The organism is Speluncibacter jeojiensis, assembly GCF_029589495.1.
Lineage (GTDB): Bacteria > Actinomycetota > Actinomycetes > Mycobacteriales > Mycobacteriaceae > Speluncibacter > Speluncibacter jeojiensis.
The window spans coordinates 315,222-332,589 of record NZ_JAAIVF010000004.1 but is presented as its reverse complement, the minus strand read 5'-3'; the positions used below and the strand labels follow the sequence as shown (position 1 = coordinate 332,589).

The 17,368-nt window shown below is 70.8% G+C and carries 15 protein-coding genes; 8 read left to right on the top strand and 7 right to left on the bottom strand.

Translation table 11 applies throughout. The features are described 5' to 3' along the window. Positions 1-95 precede the first annotated feature (95 nt). From G4X40_RS14855 to G4X40_RS14845, 3 genes are read left to right on the top strand one after another with little or no spacing between them, the layout of a single operon-like run. Complete coding sequence (locus tag G4X40_RS14855) at positions 96-473, top strand: OB-fold nucleic acid binding domain-containing protein (protein WP_277833529.1); 378 nt, start codon at positions 96-98, stop codon at positions 471-473. Positions 474-522: 49 nt separating this feature from the next. Then, positions 523-1,239, top strand: a complete 717-nt coding sequence (locus G4X40_RS14850) for a DUF3159 domain-containing protein (RefSeq protein WP_408642209.1) — start codon at positions 523-525, stop codon at positions 1,237-1,239. Positions 1,240-1,290: 51 nt separating this feature from the next. Then, positions 1,291-1,983, top strand: a complete 693-nt coding sequence (locus tag G4X40_RS14845) for a TetR/AcrR family transcriptional regulator (RefSeq protein ID WP_277833527.1) — start codon at positions 1,291-1,293, stop codon at positions 1,981-1,983. A gap of 13 nt (positions 1,984-1,996) precedes the next feature. On the opposite strand, the gene G4X40_RS14840 is transcribed toward G4X40_RS14845, so the two are convergent. Together G4X40_RS14840 and G4X40_RS14835 are read right to left on the bottom strand one after the other, a co-directional pair. After that, positions 1,997-2,587 (bottom strand): acyl-CoA-like ligand-binding transcription factor, encoded by a 591-nt coding sequence (locus tag G4X40_RS14840; protein WP_277833526.1) that lies wholly within the window; start codon positions 2,585-2,587, stop codon positions 1,997-1,999. Further along, on the bottom strand, positions 2,584-4,137 hold the full coding sequence (locus G4X40_RS14835) for a DHA2 family efflux MFS transporter permease subunit (RefSeq protein ID WP_277833525.1): 1,554 nt from the start codon (positions 4,135-4,137) through the stop codon (positions 2,584-2,586). Before G4X40_RS14835 ends, G4X40_RS14840 begins: the two co-directional genes overlap by 4 nt. Positions 4,138-4,243: 106 nt before the next feature. Here G4X40_RS14835 and G4X40_RS14830 point away from each other — a divergent pair, with 106 nt between their 5' ends. Further along, positions 4,244-5,041, top strand: a complete 798-nt coding sequence (locus G4X40_RS14830) for a pirin family protein (RefSeq protein WP_277833524.1) — start codon at positions 4,244-4,246, stop codon at positions 5,039-5,041. A 7-nt stretch (positions 5,042-5,048) separates the two neighbouring features. Here the strand turns inward: G4X40_RS14830 and G4X40_RS14825 are convergent, their stop codons facing one another. Together G4X40_RS14825 and G4X40_RS14820 are read right to left on the bottom strand one after the other, a co-directional pair. Then, positions 5,049-5,723 (bottom strand): potassium channel family protein, encoded by a 675-nt coding sequence (locus tag G4X40_RS14825; RefSeq protein ID WP_277833522.1) that lies wholly within the window; start codon positions 5,721-5,723, stop codon positions 5,049-5,051. Between the two features lie 97 nt (positions 5,724-5,820). Continuing rightward, positions 5,821-6,483 carry a potassium channel family protein gene (locus G4X40_RS14820; RefSeq protein ID WP_277833520.1) on the bottom strand — a complete coding sequence of 221 codons (663 nt, stop codon included), beginning with the start codon at positions 6,481-6,483 and terminating at the stop codon, positions 5,821-5,823. Between the two features lie 118 nt (positions 6,484-6,601). Here G4X40_RS14820 and G4X40_RS14815 point away from each other — a divergent pair, with 118 nt between their 5' ends. Continuing rightward, a complete protein-coding gene (locus tag G4X40_RS14815; protein WP_277833519.1) occupies positions 6,602-8,605 on the top strand; it encodes an APC family permease in 2,004 nt (667 codons plus the stop codon). Then, entirely contained in the window at positions 8,602-9,873 is a 1,272-nt protein-coding gene (locus G4X40_RS14810) for a class I SAM-dependent RNA methyltransferase (RefSeq protein ID WP_277833517.1), read from the top strand. The genes G4X40_RS14815 and G4X40_RS14810 overlap by 4 nt, the downstream gene beginning before the upstream one ends. Positions 9,874-9,897: 24 nt before the next feature. Here the strand turns inward: G4X40_RS14810 and G4X40_RS14805 are convergent, their stop codons facing one another. Both G4X40_RS14805 and glsA read right to left on the bottom strand, forming a co-directional pair. Then, positions 9,898-10,590, bottom strand: coding sequence for a class I SAM-dependent methyltransferase (locus G4X40_RS14805; RefSeq protein WP_277833515.1), 693 nt, complete (start codon positions 10,588-10,590; stop codon positions 9,898-9,900). Between the two features lie 46 nt (positions 10,591-10,636). Further along, complete coding sequence (gene glsA / locus G4X40_RS14800; protein ID WP_277833514.1) at positions 10,637-12,448, bottom strand: glutaminase A; 1,812 nt, start codon at positions 12,446-12,448, stop codon at positions 10,637-10,639. 176 nt (positions 12,449-12,624) lie between these two features. Between glsA and dxs the strand changes: the two genes are divergently transcribed. After that, on the top strand, positions 12,625-14,562 hold the full coding sequence (gene dxs / locus G4X40_RS14795) for a 1-deoxy-D-xylulose-5-phosphate synthase (RefSeq protein ID WP_277833513.1): 1,938 nt from the start codon (positions 12,625-12,627) through the stop codon (positions 14,560-14,562). Between the two features lie 42 nt (positions 14,563-14,604). On the opposite strand, the gene G4X40_RS14790 is transcribed toward dxs, so the two are convergent. Next, a complete protein-coding gene (locus G4X40_RS14790; protein ID WP_277833511.1) occupies positions 14,605-16,164 on the bottom strand; it encodes a sugar porter family MFS transporter in 1,560 nt (519 codons plus the stop codon). Positions 16,165-16,311: 147 nt separating this feature from the next. On the opposite strand from G4X40_RS14790, the gene G4X40_RS14785 reads away from it, so the two are divergent. Then, positions 16,312-17,340: a S1C family serine protease gene (locus tag G4X40_RS14785; protein WP_408642217.1), complete on the top strand. Its 1,029-nt coding sequence runs from the start codon at positions 16,312-16,314 to the stop codon at positions 17,338-17,340. Positions 17,341-17,368: the final 28 nt, after the last annotated feature.

Here is a 17,368-nt window from a genome sequence, read left to right as displayed (position 1 = left end):
GATGATGCCGCCCGCGTGGTCGGGCCCGGCGGACGGGTCTACTCTGGCGGAGACAAGGCGGACCGTCCGCACCAACTGCTCTCGAGGAGCGCACCATGGCACCCGCCGCGGCTCATTACTTTCGTCGGCTCTCTCGCCGCCTCACCCAGGATATCGACGAGTTGGATGCGGAAGAGATCTCGCAGCAGGCGGACGTGCTCGGCGCCAAGCGCGCGTCGGAGTGCTGTCGTGGCGAAGAGGTCACGATGGTCGGCCGGCTCCGCAGCGTCGAGGCGTGTCCCAAGACCGCGAACGCGAGCGTCATCGCGGAACTGTTCGACGGCAGCGAGGCCGTGAAGCTGGTGTGGATCGGCCGTCGCCGCATCCCCGGCATCGAACCCGGCCGGAGCCTGCTGGTGCGTGGCCGGATCGGCGAGCGCGACGGCGGCAAGGTCATCTACAACCCCTACTACGAGCTGCAGAGCGCGAGCTGAGCCGCGGCGCGACGGCGCCCGCGAGATCTGTGGCACCCTTGCCAGTGTGATGGACCGGCCTGAAGAAACCGTTCTCGAGCAGCTCGGCGGCATCCGCGGGCTGATCTACTCGACCCTGCCGATCCTGGTGTTCGTGCCGGTCAATGCCGTCTGGCATCTGACCGTGGCGATCTGGGCCGCGCTCGGTGTCGCGGCCGCGATCCTGGTGTGGCGGTTGGTGACCCGCAGTCGGCTCCAGCCGGCGATCTCCGGTTTCGTCGGCGTGGCGATCTGCGCGTTCATCGCGCATCGCACCGGATCCGCGAAGGGCTACTTCCTGTTCGGGATCTACACCAGCCTGCTCTATGCGGGCGTGTTCCTGATCTCGATCCTGGCCCGCTGGCCGCTGGCCGGGGTGATCTGGGGATATCTGAACGGCACCGGCACCCGCTGGCGGTCGGTGCGCGGTGCGGTCCGCGCCTACGACCTGGCGACGCTCGCATGGGTGGTGGTGTTCGGTGCGCGGTATCTGGTCCAGTCGCGCCTGTACGACACCGACAGCACCGGCTGGCTCGCGGTGACCCGGATCCTGATGGGCTGGCCGTTGGCGGGCATCGCGCTGGTGCTGACCTACGCCGCGATCCGCCGTGCCGATCGCGAACTCGCCGACCATCCGGAGCTGATCGAGACTCCGGTCGACGGTGTTGCGGACGAAGGTATCTCGGGCGATGGGGAGCGCGACGAGACCATCACCGACGACGGCGGTGGCAACCTGCGCAGGGGATGAACTCCGAGGTAAGGCCCGGGGATCTCCTTACTTCGGAGTAATGTGACGGGTGTGACGGATGCCACCCTGACGCCACCGCTGGCGGGTTCCGGTCGACGCTCCACCCGCGCGCGGCCGACCGACGACCAGTTGCTCGACGCCGCCTGCGCGGTGTTCGCCGAGCGGGGCTTCCGGGCGGCGACGATGGAGCAGGTGGCGGCCAAGGCGAACTCGACCAAACCCACCCTGTATGCGCACTTCCGGGCCAAGGACGCGTTGTACGAGGCGTGTCTGGTGCGGGAAGCGTCGACTGCGCAGCGCTGGCTGTTCCGGCGTTACGCGGAGGCGGCGCAGCTTGGGCTCGAGGAGCAGATCCGCGCGGACGTCCGTGCGTTCTTCGACTACGCGGCGGCGCATCCGTACGGCTTCCGGCTGCTGTTCGGCGCCGAACAGGACCCCGGCGCGGACCGGACCCGACAGGACCCCGGCGCGGACCGGACCCGACAGGACCTCTGGGAGTCGGTCACCGCCCAGCTGAGCCGGTTGATCGGCTCCTACGTCGCCGGGCAGGGCCGACCGGCGGCGGAATGGGCGGCCCGGATCATGGCTGAGATGACCAGCGCGGCGGTGGTGTCGGGAACGCGGAGCGCGCTGTCGGCGGACGCCGGCAACCGCGCCGCGGCCGCGGAACTGGTGGCCGCGTTCATCACCGCGGGGCTTGGGCGGGTGGACCCGAGCCGGATGGCGGCAGCCGGGTCGCCGTGACCGGGCGAGGGGTTCAGAGCGGTAGGCCCGCTTCGAGGAACTCGATCGCCTTGATCAGATGGTCGAGTTCGGGCGGGCCGTCGCCGATGGCCCCGAGCGCCGCACCGGTCAGCGCACCCGCGAACACGCGGACCTCGAAGTCACCGGGTTCACGTCCGACGCGCGGTGCGATGGCGTCGGCGAGTATCGCGATGTTGCGGCCGAGTTGGTCGAAGAAGGTCGCCCGCAGTTCCGGTTCGGTGAACAACAGTTGCTGGCGTGCGCGTTCGGTGGCGAGCTGGTCCGGCGTCAGCGTGGCCAGGACCGAGCGGAACGCCAGTCGGCACGCCGTCAACGGAGGCAGGTGCGCCGGCTGCTCCGCGATGGCCGCGAGCATCGGGGCGTCGAGGTCGTCGACGAGGACGACCTGCTCCTTACTGGGGAAGTAGCGGAAGAACGTGCTCGGCGAGACCTCGGCGGCCGCCGCGATCTGGTCGACCGTGGTCTGCGCGTAGCCCTGCTCGGCGAACAGCCGCAACGCCTGTTCACGAAGGATCCTGCGGGTCTTGATCTTCTTGCGTTCGCGAAGGCTCGCCTGCGTGCTCACGTCTCCAGTGTTGCTCATCCGCGGTGGTTCATCGGCGGTAGCTCGGCGTACTCGGGGGTCGCGTCGGGATGCGGCTGCGGCGGTGCGGGCTCGGCGCGCAGCGGCAGCAGCACGCAGGCCCCGACCAAACCGGCAACCGCCGCCGCGACCGAGATCCAGAGTGCGACTGCCATGCCGTCCACGAAGGCCGCGTGCACGTCCGTGACGAGGTCGGGCAGGCCGAGACGGCGGGCGGCCGTGGCGCCGGAGGAGGCGGATGCGCTCACCGCGTCGCGGACCTGCGGGGGGAGCCCGGCCGGGAGGCCGGTCAGATGTGCGCGGTAGGTGGCGGTCAGTGCGGTACCGAGCACCGCGACGCCGATGGTGCCGCCGACCTGCCGCAGCGCCTGGGTCAGAGCGGAACCCGAGGCCGCGTCGTCGGGTGTGAGGGTGGCGGTCGCCGCAGCGATCGCGGTGGGCATGATCACGCCCAATCCGACCCCGGCGACCGTGAGCCAACCGATCAGCAGGCCGGTGCCCGATCCGGGCGAGGTCGTCGTCCCGACCCCGCAGCCCACGGCCAGCAGGGCGAACCCGATCCCGATGACCGCGCCCGGTCCCATCCACACGCTGAGCACGGTGACACCGCGGGCGCCGACGACGAGCCCCCCGATCAGCGGCAGCAGTCCGAGCCCGGTCTCGAATGCATCCGCGCCGAGGACGGACTGCAGGTAGAGCGGCAGGGTGAACAGGACGCCGAACATCGTGAAGTTGGCGAGCGCGGCGAGTCCGGCGCCGACGGTGAATTCGCGGCGCCGCAGCAGTGTGGGGTCCACCAACGGGTGGCGGCAACGCCGTTCCCGGCGGCCGAAGGCGACCAGGGCGGTGAGGCCGGCTGCCAGTGGAACGAGTACCCCGAGGTGGCCCCACGGATGCGCTCCGGCGGCGATCAGCCCATAGGTCACGCCGAGCAGTCCGGCGACCGACAGCAGTGCGCCCGCGATGTCGAACCGGCTGGCGACGGCGCCGGAGGATTCCGGCACGAGACGGGTGACAGCGACGACGGCGCACAGCACCAGTGGAACGTTCACCAGGAACACCGACCCCCACCAGAACGTCTGCAGGAGCCACCCGCCGAGGATCGGGCCGAGCGGCAGGCCCAGGGCGGTGGCGGTGACCCAGATCGTCATCGCCCGTCGCTGCTCATCGCGACCGGGGAACAGCACCGGCACCGCGGCCATCGACAGCGGGAGGATCACCGCGGCGGCCAGGCCGAGTGCCGCGCGGGCGGCGATCAGCTCCGCCGCCGACCGCGCGTAGGCGCACGCCGGCGAGGCGATGCCGAACAGGATCAAAGCGCCGAGCAGGAGGCGTTTGCGGCCGAACCGGTCGCCGAGGCTGCCCGCCGGCAGCAGTGCGGCGGCGAGGACGAGCGTGTACGCGGCCGTGAACCACTGCAGTTGAGAGGTCGACGCGCGCAGGTCGACGGAAAGGGTCGGCAGGGCCACGGTCAGCACGATGGTGTCGATACCCACGGCGAACACGGCGAGGGAGAGTGCGGACAGGGCCCACCAGCGTCGAGTGTTCATGACAACACCACCTGAATGAGAGAAGCAATCAAATGCAAGTCTCTTTCAGGAAATGCGGGTTGTCAACGCCGGCAGGGGATCGGCCGACGTCGTAGGCTCGGGAGCCGTGGCGCATGCACCCCTGCAGACAGTGCATCTCGGTGGTTTCGACGGCATTGCCGCGCACCCGGTGTGCGAGATCGTTCCGGTCGGGGCGCGGATGGTCGGCGCGGTGACGGGCGTCGACATCCTCGGTCGCGACGACACGGCCCTGACGGGACCGCGCGCCGGCGTCCAGGTGATCGACTGGGTGCTGGACGCGGAAATGCGCCACGGGTTCGACATCGCGACGTCGACAACCGAAACCCCGTTGGCGGCGGGCGGTCTCGCGGCGCTCACGGCCGGTCGCGGCGTGCGGGAGACGACGCGCATCACCGCGGGGGAGACCGGCGGTCCGGCGGCGGTCCGGTTGTGGCTGGCGTTGCCGCGCCGCACCCGTGACACAGCGCCGTCCTGGGAGCGACACGATCAGGCACCGACCCTGCAGGGCAGGGGTATCCGGGCGCGGGTGCTCGCGGGCGAGTTGGCGGGCGTGCGGTCCCTGCTGCCGGTGCACACCCCGTTGGCCGTCGCGGATCTCACGCTCGGCTCCGGCGGGCGGGCGGTGCTGCCCCTCGAGGACGACTTCGAGCACGCGGTGGTGCCGATCGCCGGGACCGTGCGGGTCGGCGGCACGGTCGTCGAACCCGGCGCGATGCTCTATCTGGGCTGCGGCCGGGCGCAGCTGGCGCTCGGCGGGAGCGCCGGCGCGCACGCGCTGCTGCTCGGCGGGGAGCCGTTCGGCGAGCGCGTCCACCGCCGGCTCGGCATCCTCGCCGACGCGGCCGGGCAGACCGACGCCGGCAGCGGGCCCGCCGACGTCTGACGCAGGATCAGGAGGGCTCGGCGGGGGCCAGGCCGATCGCCGCGCGCAGTTCGTCCTCGACTTCGACCGCCGCGACGAACAGCAACTCGTCGCCGCCCTCGAGCGGATCGTCCGGCTGGGGGACGATCACCCGGCCCCCGCGCAGGATCGTGACCAGCGCGGCGTCGCGCGGGAGCTCCACCTTGCGCACCGGCTTGCCGGCCAGCGCGGTGTCGGCTGGGAGGGTCACCTCGATCAGGTTGGCCTGGCCCTGGCGCAGCGTCATCAGCTGGACGAGGTCGCCGACTGAGACCGCCTCCTCGACCAGCGACGCGAGCATGCGCGGGGTGGACACCGCCACGTCGACCCCCCACGACTCGTTGAACAGCCACTCGTTGCGCGGATCGTTGACGCGCGCGACGACGCGGCGCACACCGAACTCCGTCTTCGCCAGCAGGCTCAACACCACGTTGGCCTTGTCGTCACCGGTCGCGGCGACCACCACGTCGAAGTCCTGCAGCTGGGCCTCCTCGAGCGAGGCGAGCTCGCACGCGTCGGCGTACACCCACTGCGCCTTCGGGATGGCGTCGACGTCGATGTGGTCGGCGTTGCGCTCGAGCAGCATCACCATGTGCTCGTTGGCGAGCAGCTCGCGGGCGATCGAGCGGCCCACGGCACCGGCGCCGGCGATGGCAACTTTCATGTTCGGTTCCGTTCTCGGGTGCAGACCCGGGCGCATCGGCCCGGAGGGGAGGTCACCGGTCGGGGCGGACGACCGGGGCGCGGAGGCGCGACCGTGGTCACAGGTCCGGCGGGGGATTCTCGCCCAGGGCGACGGCCTCGGCGACCGAGCCCGACACCGCGGCCACATAGACCTGGTCGTCGGCCTGGATGACCGTGCGGCGGTCGGGCAGCACGCCGGAACCGAAGCGGATCAGGAACGCGACCCGGGAGCCGGTGACCTCCTCGAGGTCGGTGACCTTGCGGCCGACCCAGTCCTCGTGCAGAGACAGCATCACCACCGCGACATTGCCCGACGGGTCGCGCCACTTGTCCGGGGGATTGTCGTGGGTGAGCGTGTGCAGCAGGCGGTCGGTGGTCCACGGCACGGTGGCAACGGTCGGGATGCCGAGGCGCTCGTAGACGGCGGCGCGCTTGGCGTCGTAGATGCGCGCGATCACCCGCTGGACGTCGAAGGTCTCCTTCGCCAGCCGGGCCGCGATGATGTTCGAGTTGTCGCCGGAGGAGACGGCGGCGAAGGCCTCGGCCCGCTCGATGCCCGCGCGGATCAGCACCTCGCGGTCGAAGCCCATGCCGACCACCCGCTGTCCGGTGAAGTCGGCGCCGAGGCGGCGGAAGGCGGACTCGTCCCGGTCGACCACGGCGACATCGTGACCGATTCGGGACAGGGAAGCCGCGAGGGACGAACCGACGCGGCCGCATCCCATCACAACAACGTGCACGTGCTGGACCTCCGACTGCCTGTGTGGCGGACTCTCTGTCGGCTCGAACGCTACCGCAGCCGGACCCTTCGCCGGGCTTCCGCGTTGCGTTCTCCCGTCCGCCGCATACGCTTGCGCGGTGTCCAAGCTCTCCATCGCCGCCAAACGGATGCTGGTCGGACGACCGTTTCGCAGTGACCGACTCGGTCACACCCTGCTGCCGAAGCGGATCGCGCTGCCGGTCTTCGCGTCTGACGCGATGTCGTCCGTCGCCTATGCCCCGGAAGAGATCTTCCTTGTGCTCTCGGTCGCCGGGGTGTCCGCGTACTCCTACAGCCTGTGGATCGGTCTGGCCGTCGCGCTGGTGATGGCGGTGGTGGTCGCCAGTTACCGGCAGAACGTGCACGCCTATCCGTCCGGCGGTGGTGACTACGAGGTCGCGACCACCAACCTGGGGCGCAATGCGGGCCTGACCGTCGGCAGCGCGCTGCTGGTCGACTACGTGCTCACCGTCGCGGTGTCGATCTCGTCGGCCGCCTCGAACATCGGGTCCGCGGTCCCGTTCGTGCAGACGCACAAGGTGCTGTTCGCGGTGGTGGCCATCGCCCTGCTGACCGCGGTGAACCTGCGCGGCATCCGCGAGGCGGGCACCGCGTTCGCCATCCCCACCTACGCCTTCGTCGTCGGCATGGCGGTCATGCTGGTGTGGGGGCTGTTCGACGTCTTCGTCCTCGGCAGCGACGTCAAGGCCGAATCCGCCGGGTTCCAGATGACCGCGGAGAACAGTCACCTGTACGGAATCGCGTTCGTCTTCCTGGTGGCGCGTGCGTTCTCGTCCGGATGTGCTGCGCTGACCGGCGTGGAGGCGATCAGCAACGGGGTGCCGGCCTTCCGGAAACCCAAGTCCCGCAACGCCGCGACCACGCTGCTCATGCTCGGCACGATCGCGGTCGCCCTGCTGATCGGCATCCTCGTGCTCGCGCAGAAGATCGGTGTGAAGATCGCCGAGGATCCCGCGCGGCAGCTGATCGGCGCGCCCGAGGGGTACGAGCAGAAGACGATGATCGCGCAACTGGCGGGCGCGGTGTTCGCGAACTTCCCGGCCGGTTTCTACTTCATCACCTCGGTGACCGCGCTGATCCTGGTGCTCGCCGCGAACACCGCGTTCAACGGGTTCCCGGTGCTCGGGTCGGTGCTGGCGCAGGACAGCTTCCTGCCGCGCCAGCTGCACACCCGTGGCGACCGGCTGGCCTTCAGCAACGGCATCCTGTTCCTCGCCGCGGCGGCGATCGGCCTGGTCGTCGCTTTCGGCGCGCAGGTCACCCAGCTGATCCAGCTGTACATCGTGGGCGTGTTCGTCTCGTTCACCCTCAGCCAGATCGGCATGGTCCGGCACTGGACGCGGCTGCTGGCGGCCGAGACCGACCCGGCGGCGCGCCGGCACATGCAGCGGTCGCGGGTGATCAACTCGATCGGCCTGGTGATGACCGGCACCGTGCTGGTCATCGTGCTGATCACCAAGTTCCTCGCCGGCGCGTGGATCGCGATCCTGGCCATGGTGGTGATCTTCGTGCTGATGAAGCTGATCCACCGGCACTACGCCTCGGTCGCCGCCGAACTGGCCTCCGAGGAGGACTGGGACGCGGTCCTGCCCAGCCGGACCCACTCGATCGTGCTGGTCTCGAAGCTGCACAAGCCGACACTGCGGGCGCTGGCGTATGCGCGCGCCACCCGCCCGGACACGCTCGAGGCGATCACCGTCAACGTCGACGACGCGGACACCCGGGCGCTGGTGCAGGCCTGGGAGCGCAGCGACGTCACCGTGCCGCTCAAGGTGATCGAGTCGCCGTACCGGGAGGTGACCCGGCCGGTGCTGGACTACGTCAAACGCGTCCGGCGGGATTCGCCGCGTGACGTCGTGATGGTCTTCATTCCCGAATACGTGGTCGGGCGCTGGTGGGAGCATGTGTTGCACAACCAGAGTGCGCTGCGGCTCAAGAGCCGGCTGCTGTTCCAGCGCGGGGTGATGGTCACCAGCGTCCCGTGGCAGCTCGAGTCGTCGAAGGGCACTCGGCCCGTCGACGTGTCACATGCCCCGGGGGCCACCCGGCGCGGACTGGGAGAGGAAGCCCCACGATCATGACCGAGAACTGGGTGGGTCAGACCCTGGAACTGTCGGTCGGCAACCCGGGCCACGGCGGTTTCTGTGTGGCGCGGCACGAGGGGCGCGTGGTGTTCGTCCGGCACACGCTGCCCGGCGAACGGGTCCGGGCACGGGTGACAGAGGACCGCGGCGGGTCGTTCTGCCGGGCCGACGCGGTCGAGATCATAGAGGCCGCGGCCGGCCGGGTTCGCGCGGTGTGTCCCGTCTCCGGTCCTGGGGGCGCCGGGTGCTGCGATTTCTCGCATGTCGATCGGTCCGGCCAGCTGCAGCTGAAGGCCGCTGTCGTCGCGGAGCAGCTGCGCCGGATCGCGCACCTGGACCGGGACGTCGAGGTCGAGGAACTACCGGGGACAGGGGATGGCACGCGGTGGCGGACCCGGGTGCGCCTGGCCGTCGGCGACGACGGGCGCGCAGGCTTCCACGGCTACCGGGCCACCGAGGTGATCGCCGACCTGCGCTGTCCGCAGATGCCGGCGTCCGCCTACACGGACCTGGCGGACCGCACGTGGCAGCCCGGCGCCGAGGTGCAGGTGGTGCTCGACGACGACGGCAACCGGCACGTCGTCGAGATCGCCCCGCCGCGGCTGTCGCGGACCGGGCGCCGTGACGGCGGACGGCGTGGGGCCGCGGCCCGGCGCGCCGCGTCCGCCGCCCGCCGGGCGGAATCGGTGGTCGAAGGCGACGGGCACCCGGTCCAGCGGGTCGGCGAGAGGCAGTGGCTGGTCGCCGCGACCGGGTTCTGGCAGGCCCACCGCGGCGCCGCGACGCGCTACGCGGACCTCGTCGGCGAGTGGGCCGCGCCGCAGCCCGGGGCCCACGTCTGGGACCTGTACGGCGGTGTCGGGGTGTTCGCCGCCGCGCTGGCCGGCCCGGTGGGGCAGACGGGCCGGATCGTGTCGGTGGAGAGCTCCGGCCAGGCCGTCGCCGATGGCGGCGCGGCGCTGGCGGACCTGCCGCAGGTGGATTTCCGCCACGGACGCGTCGAACGGTTGCTGGCCGAGCACGCGCTGGGCGAACCGGACGTCGTCGTGCTCGATCCGCCGCGGTCGGGTGCCGGCCGCGAGGTCGTCGAGCCGCTCTGCGCGACGGGCCCCGAGCGGATCGTGCACATCGGCTGCGACCCGGCCTCGTTCGCCCGCGACGTCGCGCTGTACGCGCACGGCGGCTACCGGCTCCAGGAACTGCGGGTGTTCGACGCGTTCCCGATGACCCACCACATGGAGTGCGTCGGACTGCTGACCCGCTAGCGGGCGGTCACCGGCGCGGCGGGGTCAGGGCCGGGCGGGCGTGCCGGCCGAGACGAACTGCGCCAGGCCGTCGACCCGCAACTCGACCTGCTCGAGCCCGGCCGCGGTGAACCGTTCGACGATCTCGTCGCGACGGAACATGTACAGGCCGCTCGCACCGGCGATCAGCGTCTGCGGCAACCGGATCCACGCCGCATCCGAGCGGCAGGACGTGAGCACCGCGATCCGGCCGCCGGGCCTCAGCACGCGCACCATCTCGTCGACAACTGTGAGCGGATCGGGGATCAGGTACAGCGCAGCGAAACAGCACACCGCATCGAAGGTGCCGTCGGGGAATGGCAACTCGTGGGCGTCCGCGCGCAGATAGGCGGGATGAGCGATGGTCGTGGCCGGAACGGTGGCAGTGCCGACGGCCCGAGCGAGCATCGGTACCGACAGGTCCACACCGACCGCCAGCCCGGTGTCACCGACGACCTCGGCGAAGTGCCGGGTGAAATTGCCGGGGCCGCAGGCCACGTCGAGCACCCGGTCGCCGCGCGCGATCCGCAGCGCGTCGACCGCCCGGTCACGCTCGCCGCGCGGCGACGGCCCCGATCCGCCGGTCAGCACGTATCCGAGCGCCGGGCGCCACCACCGCTGGTAAATCGCGGCCAGTGCCGGGTGGCGCATGGCGTGCTGAGCCAGGCTCGTGTCGCCGGGGCGCAGCAGATGTGTCATGCACCATGAGTACCACTTACTGTGAGAAACATCATCGGCCGCCCCGTCACAGGTCGAGGCGGCGCGCCGTCAGGGACCCGAGCGTGGTGTCCACCAGTTGGTGCGCATCGGCGACGACGTGCTCGAGTAGCGCGATCCGCAGCGCCGGGTCCTCGGCGGAGAGTTCCTCGAACCGCGCGCGCGGCAGCACCATCAGCCGGACCTTGGTGTCGGCGCGGGTGTCGGTCAGCACGGCGCCCCCGGTCAGCAGCGGCGACTCGCCGAAGGACATCCCGGCCGACAACGTGACCACCCGGCGGACGATCCCGGAGTCCATCGGCATCAGCTGGCTGACCTCGCCGGACGTGATCAGCGCGAGCCACCGGGCCGGCTCCCCGCGGTGGGCGATCACGTCGCCGCGCGCGAACACACGCGGCTCGAGGGCGGCGAGGAAACGGTCGGCCTGCTCTGGACTGAGCCGGGAGAGCATCGGGTGGTCGACGACGTCGACGTCCGGTCGCTGCCGGGAGACCGCGCAGTGCAGATCGAGCACCCGGTCCTCGCACCACTGCACCGCCAGGTCGATGTCGTCGAACGACGGGTGTGTCGGCGCCACGCCCTCCGCGCGCAGCAGCCGCTTCGGGTCGACCACGGCGACCTGGCAGCCGGTCTCGGCGAGCGCGTCGAGCAGGTCGCTGATCAGCCGCCGGCTCACCCGCGCGACGTCGCCGACGCGCTGCACGTCGAGGACCAGCGCGTCGAGGGTCTCGTCGCGGCCCGAGATCTCCCGGACCACCGTCTCGGCCCCGGCGAACAGCAGGTCGCCGTGTAGTTCATAGACCCGGCCGCGCTGTCCGCTCATCCGCAGCGTCGCCTGTTCGGTGTCGGTGCGTCGTTTGCGCGAGGGCGCAGCGTTGACCGGGTAGCTCGACCGGATCGCCGTGTGCGCGCCGCGGACCACGTGCATGAAGTGCAGTTCGAGCAGGCGGGAGAGCTCCCGGCAGGCCTGCACCCCGCGGACGCTGTTGCCGTGCGCGTCCAGCCGCGGCGAGAACACCGCGATGCCCAGTTGCCCGGGCAGCACGGCGAGAACTCCGCCGCCGACGCCGCTCTTGGCGGGCAGCCCGACCTCGGCCACCCAGGCGCCGGCCGCGTCGTACATGCCGCAGGTGGTCATCACGCTGAGCGTGCGTTCGACCAGCGCGGGCGCGAGGACCCGCTCGCGGGTGAGCGGATTGACACCGTTGTTCGCGAGGGTCGCCGCCATCATGCCCAGGTCCCGGCAGGTCAATGCGATCGAGCACTGCCGGAAGTAGAGGTCCAGGGCGGCGTCGGGTTCGCTGCCGAGGATGTCGAACGAGCGCAGCATGTAGCCGATGGCGCGGTTGCGGTAGCCGGTGCGCGCCTCGGAGCGGTACACCTGCTCGTCGAGCCGCAACCGTCGCCCGGCGAACGCGGAATACGCCGACAGCACCCGCTCGAAGCGTTCCTCGACGTTGCGCCCGCCGACCATGGACGCCATGGTGATGGCCCCGGCGTTGATCATCGGATTGCGGGGACGCTCGGTGATCGGGTCGAGACTGATCTCGTTGAACGGCTCGCCCGACGGCTCGACGTCGACCCGCGCGGCCACTGCGTCGGGACCGCGGTCGGCCAGCGCCATCGCGTACGTCAACGGTTTGGAGATGGACTGGATGGTGAACTCGGCCGTGGAATCGCCGATCTCGTAGGTGTGCCCCTGACTGGTTACCACGCAGATGCCGAACCGGTCCGGATCCGCCGAGGCGAGCTCCGGGATGTAGTCCGCGACCGCGCCGCCCGTGTCGTGGCGGCACAGCTCGAAAACCTGGGCGATGACCTCGTCGACGACGCTGCGCACCCCTCGACGATAGGGCGGTCGCCCGGTCGCGGGCGGCATTACGGGAGCGACACGAACCGGTGCGATCCGCGGGGATCGTCCGATGAGCGTTCGGCGACTCCGTAGACTGACGGGCATGCCACCGGCGGATCAGCCGTCGGTCGGCGTCCCGTCGACCGGTGAGAGGAGTGGTCCGGATGAGTGTGCTCGCGCGTGTGCAGGCACCTGCCGATCTTCGTCGGTTGACCCCCACCGAACTGAAGGTGCTTGCACAGGAGATCCGCGAGTTCCTCGTCCAGAAGGTCTCCGCCACCGGCGGTCACCTCGGCCCGAATCTCGGTGTGGTCGAACTGACGCTCGCCGTGCACCGCGTGTTCGATTCCCCGCGGGACGCGATCATCTTCGACACCGGCCACCAGGCCTACGTGCACAAGATCGTCACCGGTCGTCAGGACCGCTTCGACAGCCTGCGCAAACAGGGCGGGCTGTCCGGGTACCCGAGCCGCGCCGAGAGCGAGCACGACTGGGTCGAGTCCTCGCACGCCTCCGCGGCGCTGTCCTACGCGGACGGGCTGGCCAAGTCGTTCGAGCTGACCGGGCAGTCCGACCGGCACGTGGTCGCGGTGGTCGGCGACGGCGCGATGACCGGCGGCATGTGCTGGGAGGCGCTCAACAACATCACCGCCGGCAAGGACCGCTCGCTGGTGATCATCGTCAACGACAACGGCCGGTCCTACTCGCCGACCATCGGCGGCCTGGCCGACCATCTCGCCTCGTTGCGGCTGCGTCCGGGCTACGAGCGGGTGCTCGACCAGGGACGCCGCGCGCTCAAGGGCATGCCGGTCGTGGGTGACGCGACGTACAAGATGCTGCACGGCGTCAAGACCGGGCTCAAGGACGCGGTCAGCCCGCAGGTCATGTTCACCGACCTGGGCCTGAAGTACCTCGGCCCGGTCGACGGCCACGACCAGCACGCGATGGAGTCGGCGCTGCGCCGGGCCAAGGCATTCGGCGGTCCGGTGATCGTGCACGCGGTCACGCACAAGGGCATGGGCTTCGCCCCGGCGGAGAACGACGAGGCCGACCAGATGCACTCGCCCGGGTCGTTCGACCCGCTGACCGGCAAGCCCACCAGCAGCCCGGTGACCAGCTGGACCTCGGTGTTCTCGGCAGAGCTGATCGACCAGGCGGAGCGGCGCGACGACATCGTCGCGATCACCGCGGCGATGGCGGGGCCGACCGGACTGGCGGCCTTCGGCAAGCGGTTCCCGAACCGCATGTTCGATGTCGGCATTGCCGAGCAGCATGCGATGGCGTCCGCCGCGGGGCTCGCGCTCGGCGGCCTGCACCCGGTGGTGGCGATCTACTCGACCTTCCTCAACCGCGCGTTCGACCAGCTGCTGATGGATGTGGCGCTGCTCAAGCAGCCGGTCACCCTCGTGCTCGACCGGGCCGGCGTCACCGGATCGGACGGAGCGAGCCACAACGGCATGTGGGACATGTCGCTGCTCGGCATCGTGCCGGGGATCCGCGTGGCGGCGCCCCGTGACTCCGAGTCCCTGCGCGAGGAGTTGCGTGAGGCCCTCGAGGTGAGCGACGGACCGACCGCGATCCGTTTCCCGAAGGGGGCGGTGCCCGCGCAGGCGAAGGCCCTCGAACGTCTCGGCGACGGGGTCGATGTGCTGGCGCGGCCGCAGTCCGGCCCGGCGGACGTGCTGATCGTCTCGGTCGGCCCGTTCGCCGATCTCGCGCTGCAGGCGGCCGAACACCTTCGGATGCAGGGGATCTCGGCGACCGTGGTGGATCCCCGGTGGGTGCTGCCGGTGCCCGATTCGCTTGTCAAGCTCGGCGCCGAGCACTCGCTGGTGGTCACCGTCGAGGACTGCGGCGTGCACGGGGGCATCGGTTCCTCGGTGTCGGCGGCCCTGCGGGCGGCGGGCGTGGACGTGCCGTGCCGCGATATCGGTGTGCCGCAGGCCTTCCTGGACCACGGCACCCGCGGCGAGGTGCTCGGCGACCTCCGGCTGACGGCCGAGGACGTCGCCCGCGACATCACCGGCTGGGTCGTCGGGCTCGACGGCGGTGCGGCCGTGGTGAACCCGGCCGCGCTGCGCGACGAGGCCGCGTCGGGCTGAAGCGGCAGACCTTCGCTGGGCCGCCGGTCGCCGGCCGGCCTGTCAGCGGGCGGGGGAGGCCTCGCCGAGCCTGTCCATGTCCTCGAGTTGCATGCCCTTGGTCTCGGGGACGCTGGCGCGCACGAAGAAGTACGACAGCCCGGCGAACAGTGCGAAGATTCCGTACACCAGCCACAGTCCCACGTGCTCGCTCAGCGGCGGGAACGCCAGCGTGACAGCGAAGTTGGCGAGCCAGTTCGCGGCGGTGCACACGCCCATGGCGACCGCGCGCATCCGGTTGGGGAACATCTCGCCGAGCATCACCCACATCACCGGTCCCCAGGTGGCGGCGAAGAAGACCACGAACAGGTTCGCACCCACCAGCGCCAACTGGCCCCACGGGCTGGGCAGGCTCACGTCCTTGCCGCTGCCGACCTGTTGCGAGAAGGCGACGGCGGCCAGGACCAGGCCCACGAACATGCCGATCGACCCGGCCAGCAGCAGCTTGCGCCGGCCGATGCGGTCGACGAACAGGATTGCCACGAAGGTCATGGCGACGTTGATGATCGAGGTGATCACCGAGGTGGCGAACGACTGCGACTCGGAGAATCCGACCGACCGCCACAGCGTCGTGGAGTAATAGAAGATCGCGTTGATGCCGACGAACTGCTGCAGGATCGCCATGCCGATGCCCACCCAGACCACCGGGTGCAGACCGAACGCCGTGCCGCGGATGTCGGCGAGCGAGGACCGCGCCTCCTCGCGCAGGGTCAGCCGGATCTCGGCCACCCGGATGCCCGGTTCGAGTTCGCCGCCGAACTCGGCGAGCACGCGGCCCGCCTCGTCGTCGAGGTGTTTGCGCACCAGGTAGCGGGGCGATTCCGGGATCAGCATCGCGAGCACCCCGTAGCAGGCCGCGGGGATCACGCCCACCAGGAACATCCAGCGCCAGGCTTCGTGCCCCCACCACAGGATGTTCGCCGGACCGCCGGCCGCGTTCTGCAGCAACGCATCCGAGAGCAGTGCGGCGAAGATGCCGACCGTGATCGCGAGTTGCTGCATCGAGGCCAGCGCGCCCCGGTAGGCGGCCGGCGCGATCTCCGAGATGTAGGTCGGCGCGATCACCGAGGCGATGCCGATGCCCAGGCCGCCGATCACCCGCCACAGCATCAGATCCCACAGGCTGAACGCGAGCCCCGAGCCGATCGAGGAGGCGATGAACAGCACGGCGCCGAGCACCATCACCCGTTTGCGTCCCCAGCTGTCGGCCAGCCGGCCGGCGAACCCCGCACCGGCGGCGCAGCCGAGCAGCGCGATGGCCACGGTGAACCCGGTGACGAACGAGCCCAGGGCGAAGTGGTCCTGGATCGAGTCGACCGCACCGTTGATCACCGAGCTGTCGAAGCCGAACAGGAAGCCGCCGACCGCGGCGGCGATCGTGACGGCGATGACCCGCGCTGCGTGGGGGTGGGACGGCTGCGTCATGGCGTGCCTTTCGCGCTGCGCGAGATCGAGTGTGCTCACAGTAGCCGCGGGTTGCGGGCTGCGCAGTGCATCCGGTGACGGCCCCGACCGCGACAGTCCATGGCCTGGACAGGCCGGTGGCGGCGGACGCTTGGGCACTTCTCAGGTGGAACTCAGTCACCGGGCAGTGTTCGGTGCTGTACTGGATCTGTGAACAAGGTCACTGGTCAACCCTCCACCTCGGTGCTCGGCCACGTGCTCATCGGTGCGTCGGTCTCGGCGTTCGCGCTCGCCCTCGGCGTGGCGATGTTCCCGGTCGGGCACTCCACCCGCACCGCCGACCTGCGCCTGGCGAGCGACGTCCACATGCTGTCCGCGCCGATGAACCCGCGGGCGGTGGCCTCGCAGGTGATCCCGGGACTGGTCGACATCGACACGGTCCTCGGTGACCAGGGCGCCGCCGCGGCCGGGACAGGGATCGTGCTCAGCCCGAACGGAGAGATCCTGACCAACAACCACGTGGTCGAGGGCGCCACCTCGATCGTCGTCACCGACCTGGGCAACGGACGCCGCTACACCGGCACCGTCGTCGGTTACGACCGCACCCAGGACGTCGCGGTCGTCCAGCTGCAGGGCGCGAGCGGACTGACCACCGCGCCGATCGGCGACTCGAACGGTGTCGTGCGGGGCGAGCAAGTCGTCGCGATCGGCAACGCCGGTGGCGCAGGCACTCCGTCGGTCGCCCCCGGCGCCGTCACCGACCTCGGTCAGGCGATCACCGCGACCGACGACACCGGTGCGTCGTCCGAGCAGCTGACCGGGCTGATCCAGACGAATGCCGATGTGGTGCCAGGTGATTCGGGCGGCCCGCTGGTCGATCCGTCCGCCCGGGTGGTCGGCATGGACACCGCCGCGTCCGCCGGCTACCAGTTGCAGACCCCGTTGGGCGGGTTCGGGGTGAACGTCGGCCCGCACGAGGGCTTCGCGATCCCGATCGACCAGGCGACATCCCTTGCGCGGCAGATCGAGTCGGGCCGGGCCTCGACCACCGTGCACATCGGGCCCACCGCGTTCCTCGGCGTGGAGATCGCCGCGCCGCAGCAGGGGGCCGGCGCCCAGGTGATGGGCACGGTCGCGGGCGCGCCGGCGGCGCGGGCCGGACTGCCGCAGGGCGCGGTGATCACCGCAGTCGACGGCCACCCGATCGGCTCGCCCACCGACCTGACGAACCTCATGGACACCGAGCACCCCGGGCAACCGTTGCAGGTGACGTGGATACTCGGCAACACCACGCAGGTCACCACCGTGGTACCGGCGGCAGGCCCGGTCGGCTGAACCCGATCGGACAGGGACCACCGAACAG

Bases quoted from the DNA above. Each gene is read 5' to 3' on its own strand.
- G4X40_RS14855 (WP_277833529.1), top strand. From the start codon at position 96: ATGGCACCCGCCGCGGCTCATTACTTTCGTCGGCTCTCTCGCCGCCTC.
- G4X40_RS14850 (WP_408642209.1), top strand. From the start codon at position 523: ATGGACCGGCCTGAAGAAACCGTTCTCGAGCAGCTCGGCGGCATCCGC.
- G4X40_RS14840 (WP_277833526.1), bottom strand. From the start codon at position 2,587: ATGAGCAACACTGGAGACGTGAGCACGCAGGCGAGCCTTCGCGAACGC.
- G4X40_RS14835 (WP_277833525.1), bottom strand. From the start codon at position 4,137: ATGAACACTCGACGCTGGTGGGCCCTGTCCGCACTCTCCCTCGCCGTG.
- G4X40_RS14825 (WP_277833522.1), bottom strand. From the start codon at position 5,723: ATGAAAGTTGCCATCGCCGGCGCCGGTGCCGTGGGCCGCTCGATCGCC.
- G4X40_RS14810 (WP_277833517.1), top strand. From the start codon at position 8,602: ATGACCGAGAACTGGGTGGGTCAGACCCTGGAACTGTCGGTCGGCAAC.
- G4X40_RS14805 (WP_277833515.1), bottom strand. From the start codon at position 10,590: ATGACACATCTGCTGCGCCCCGGCGACACGAGCCTGGCTCAGCACGCC.
- dxs (WP_277833513.1), top strand. From the start codon at position 12,625: ATGAGTGTGCTCGCGCGTGTGCAGGCACCTGCCGATCTTCGTCGGTTG.
- G4X40_RS14785 (WP_408642217.1), top strand. From the start codon at position 16,312: ATGTTCCCGGTCGGGCACTCCACCCGCACCGCCGACCTGCGCCTGGCG.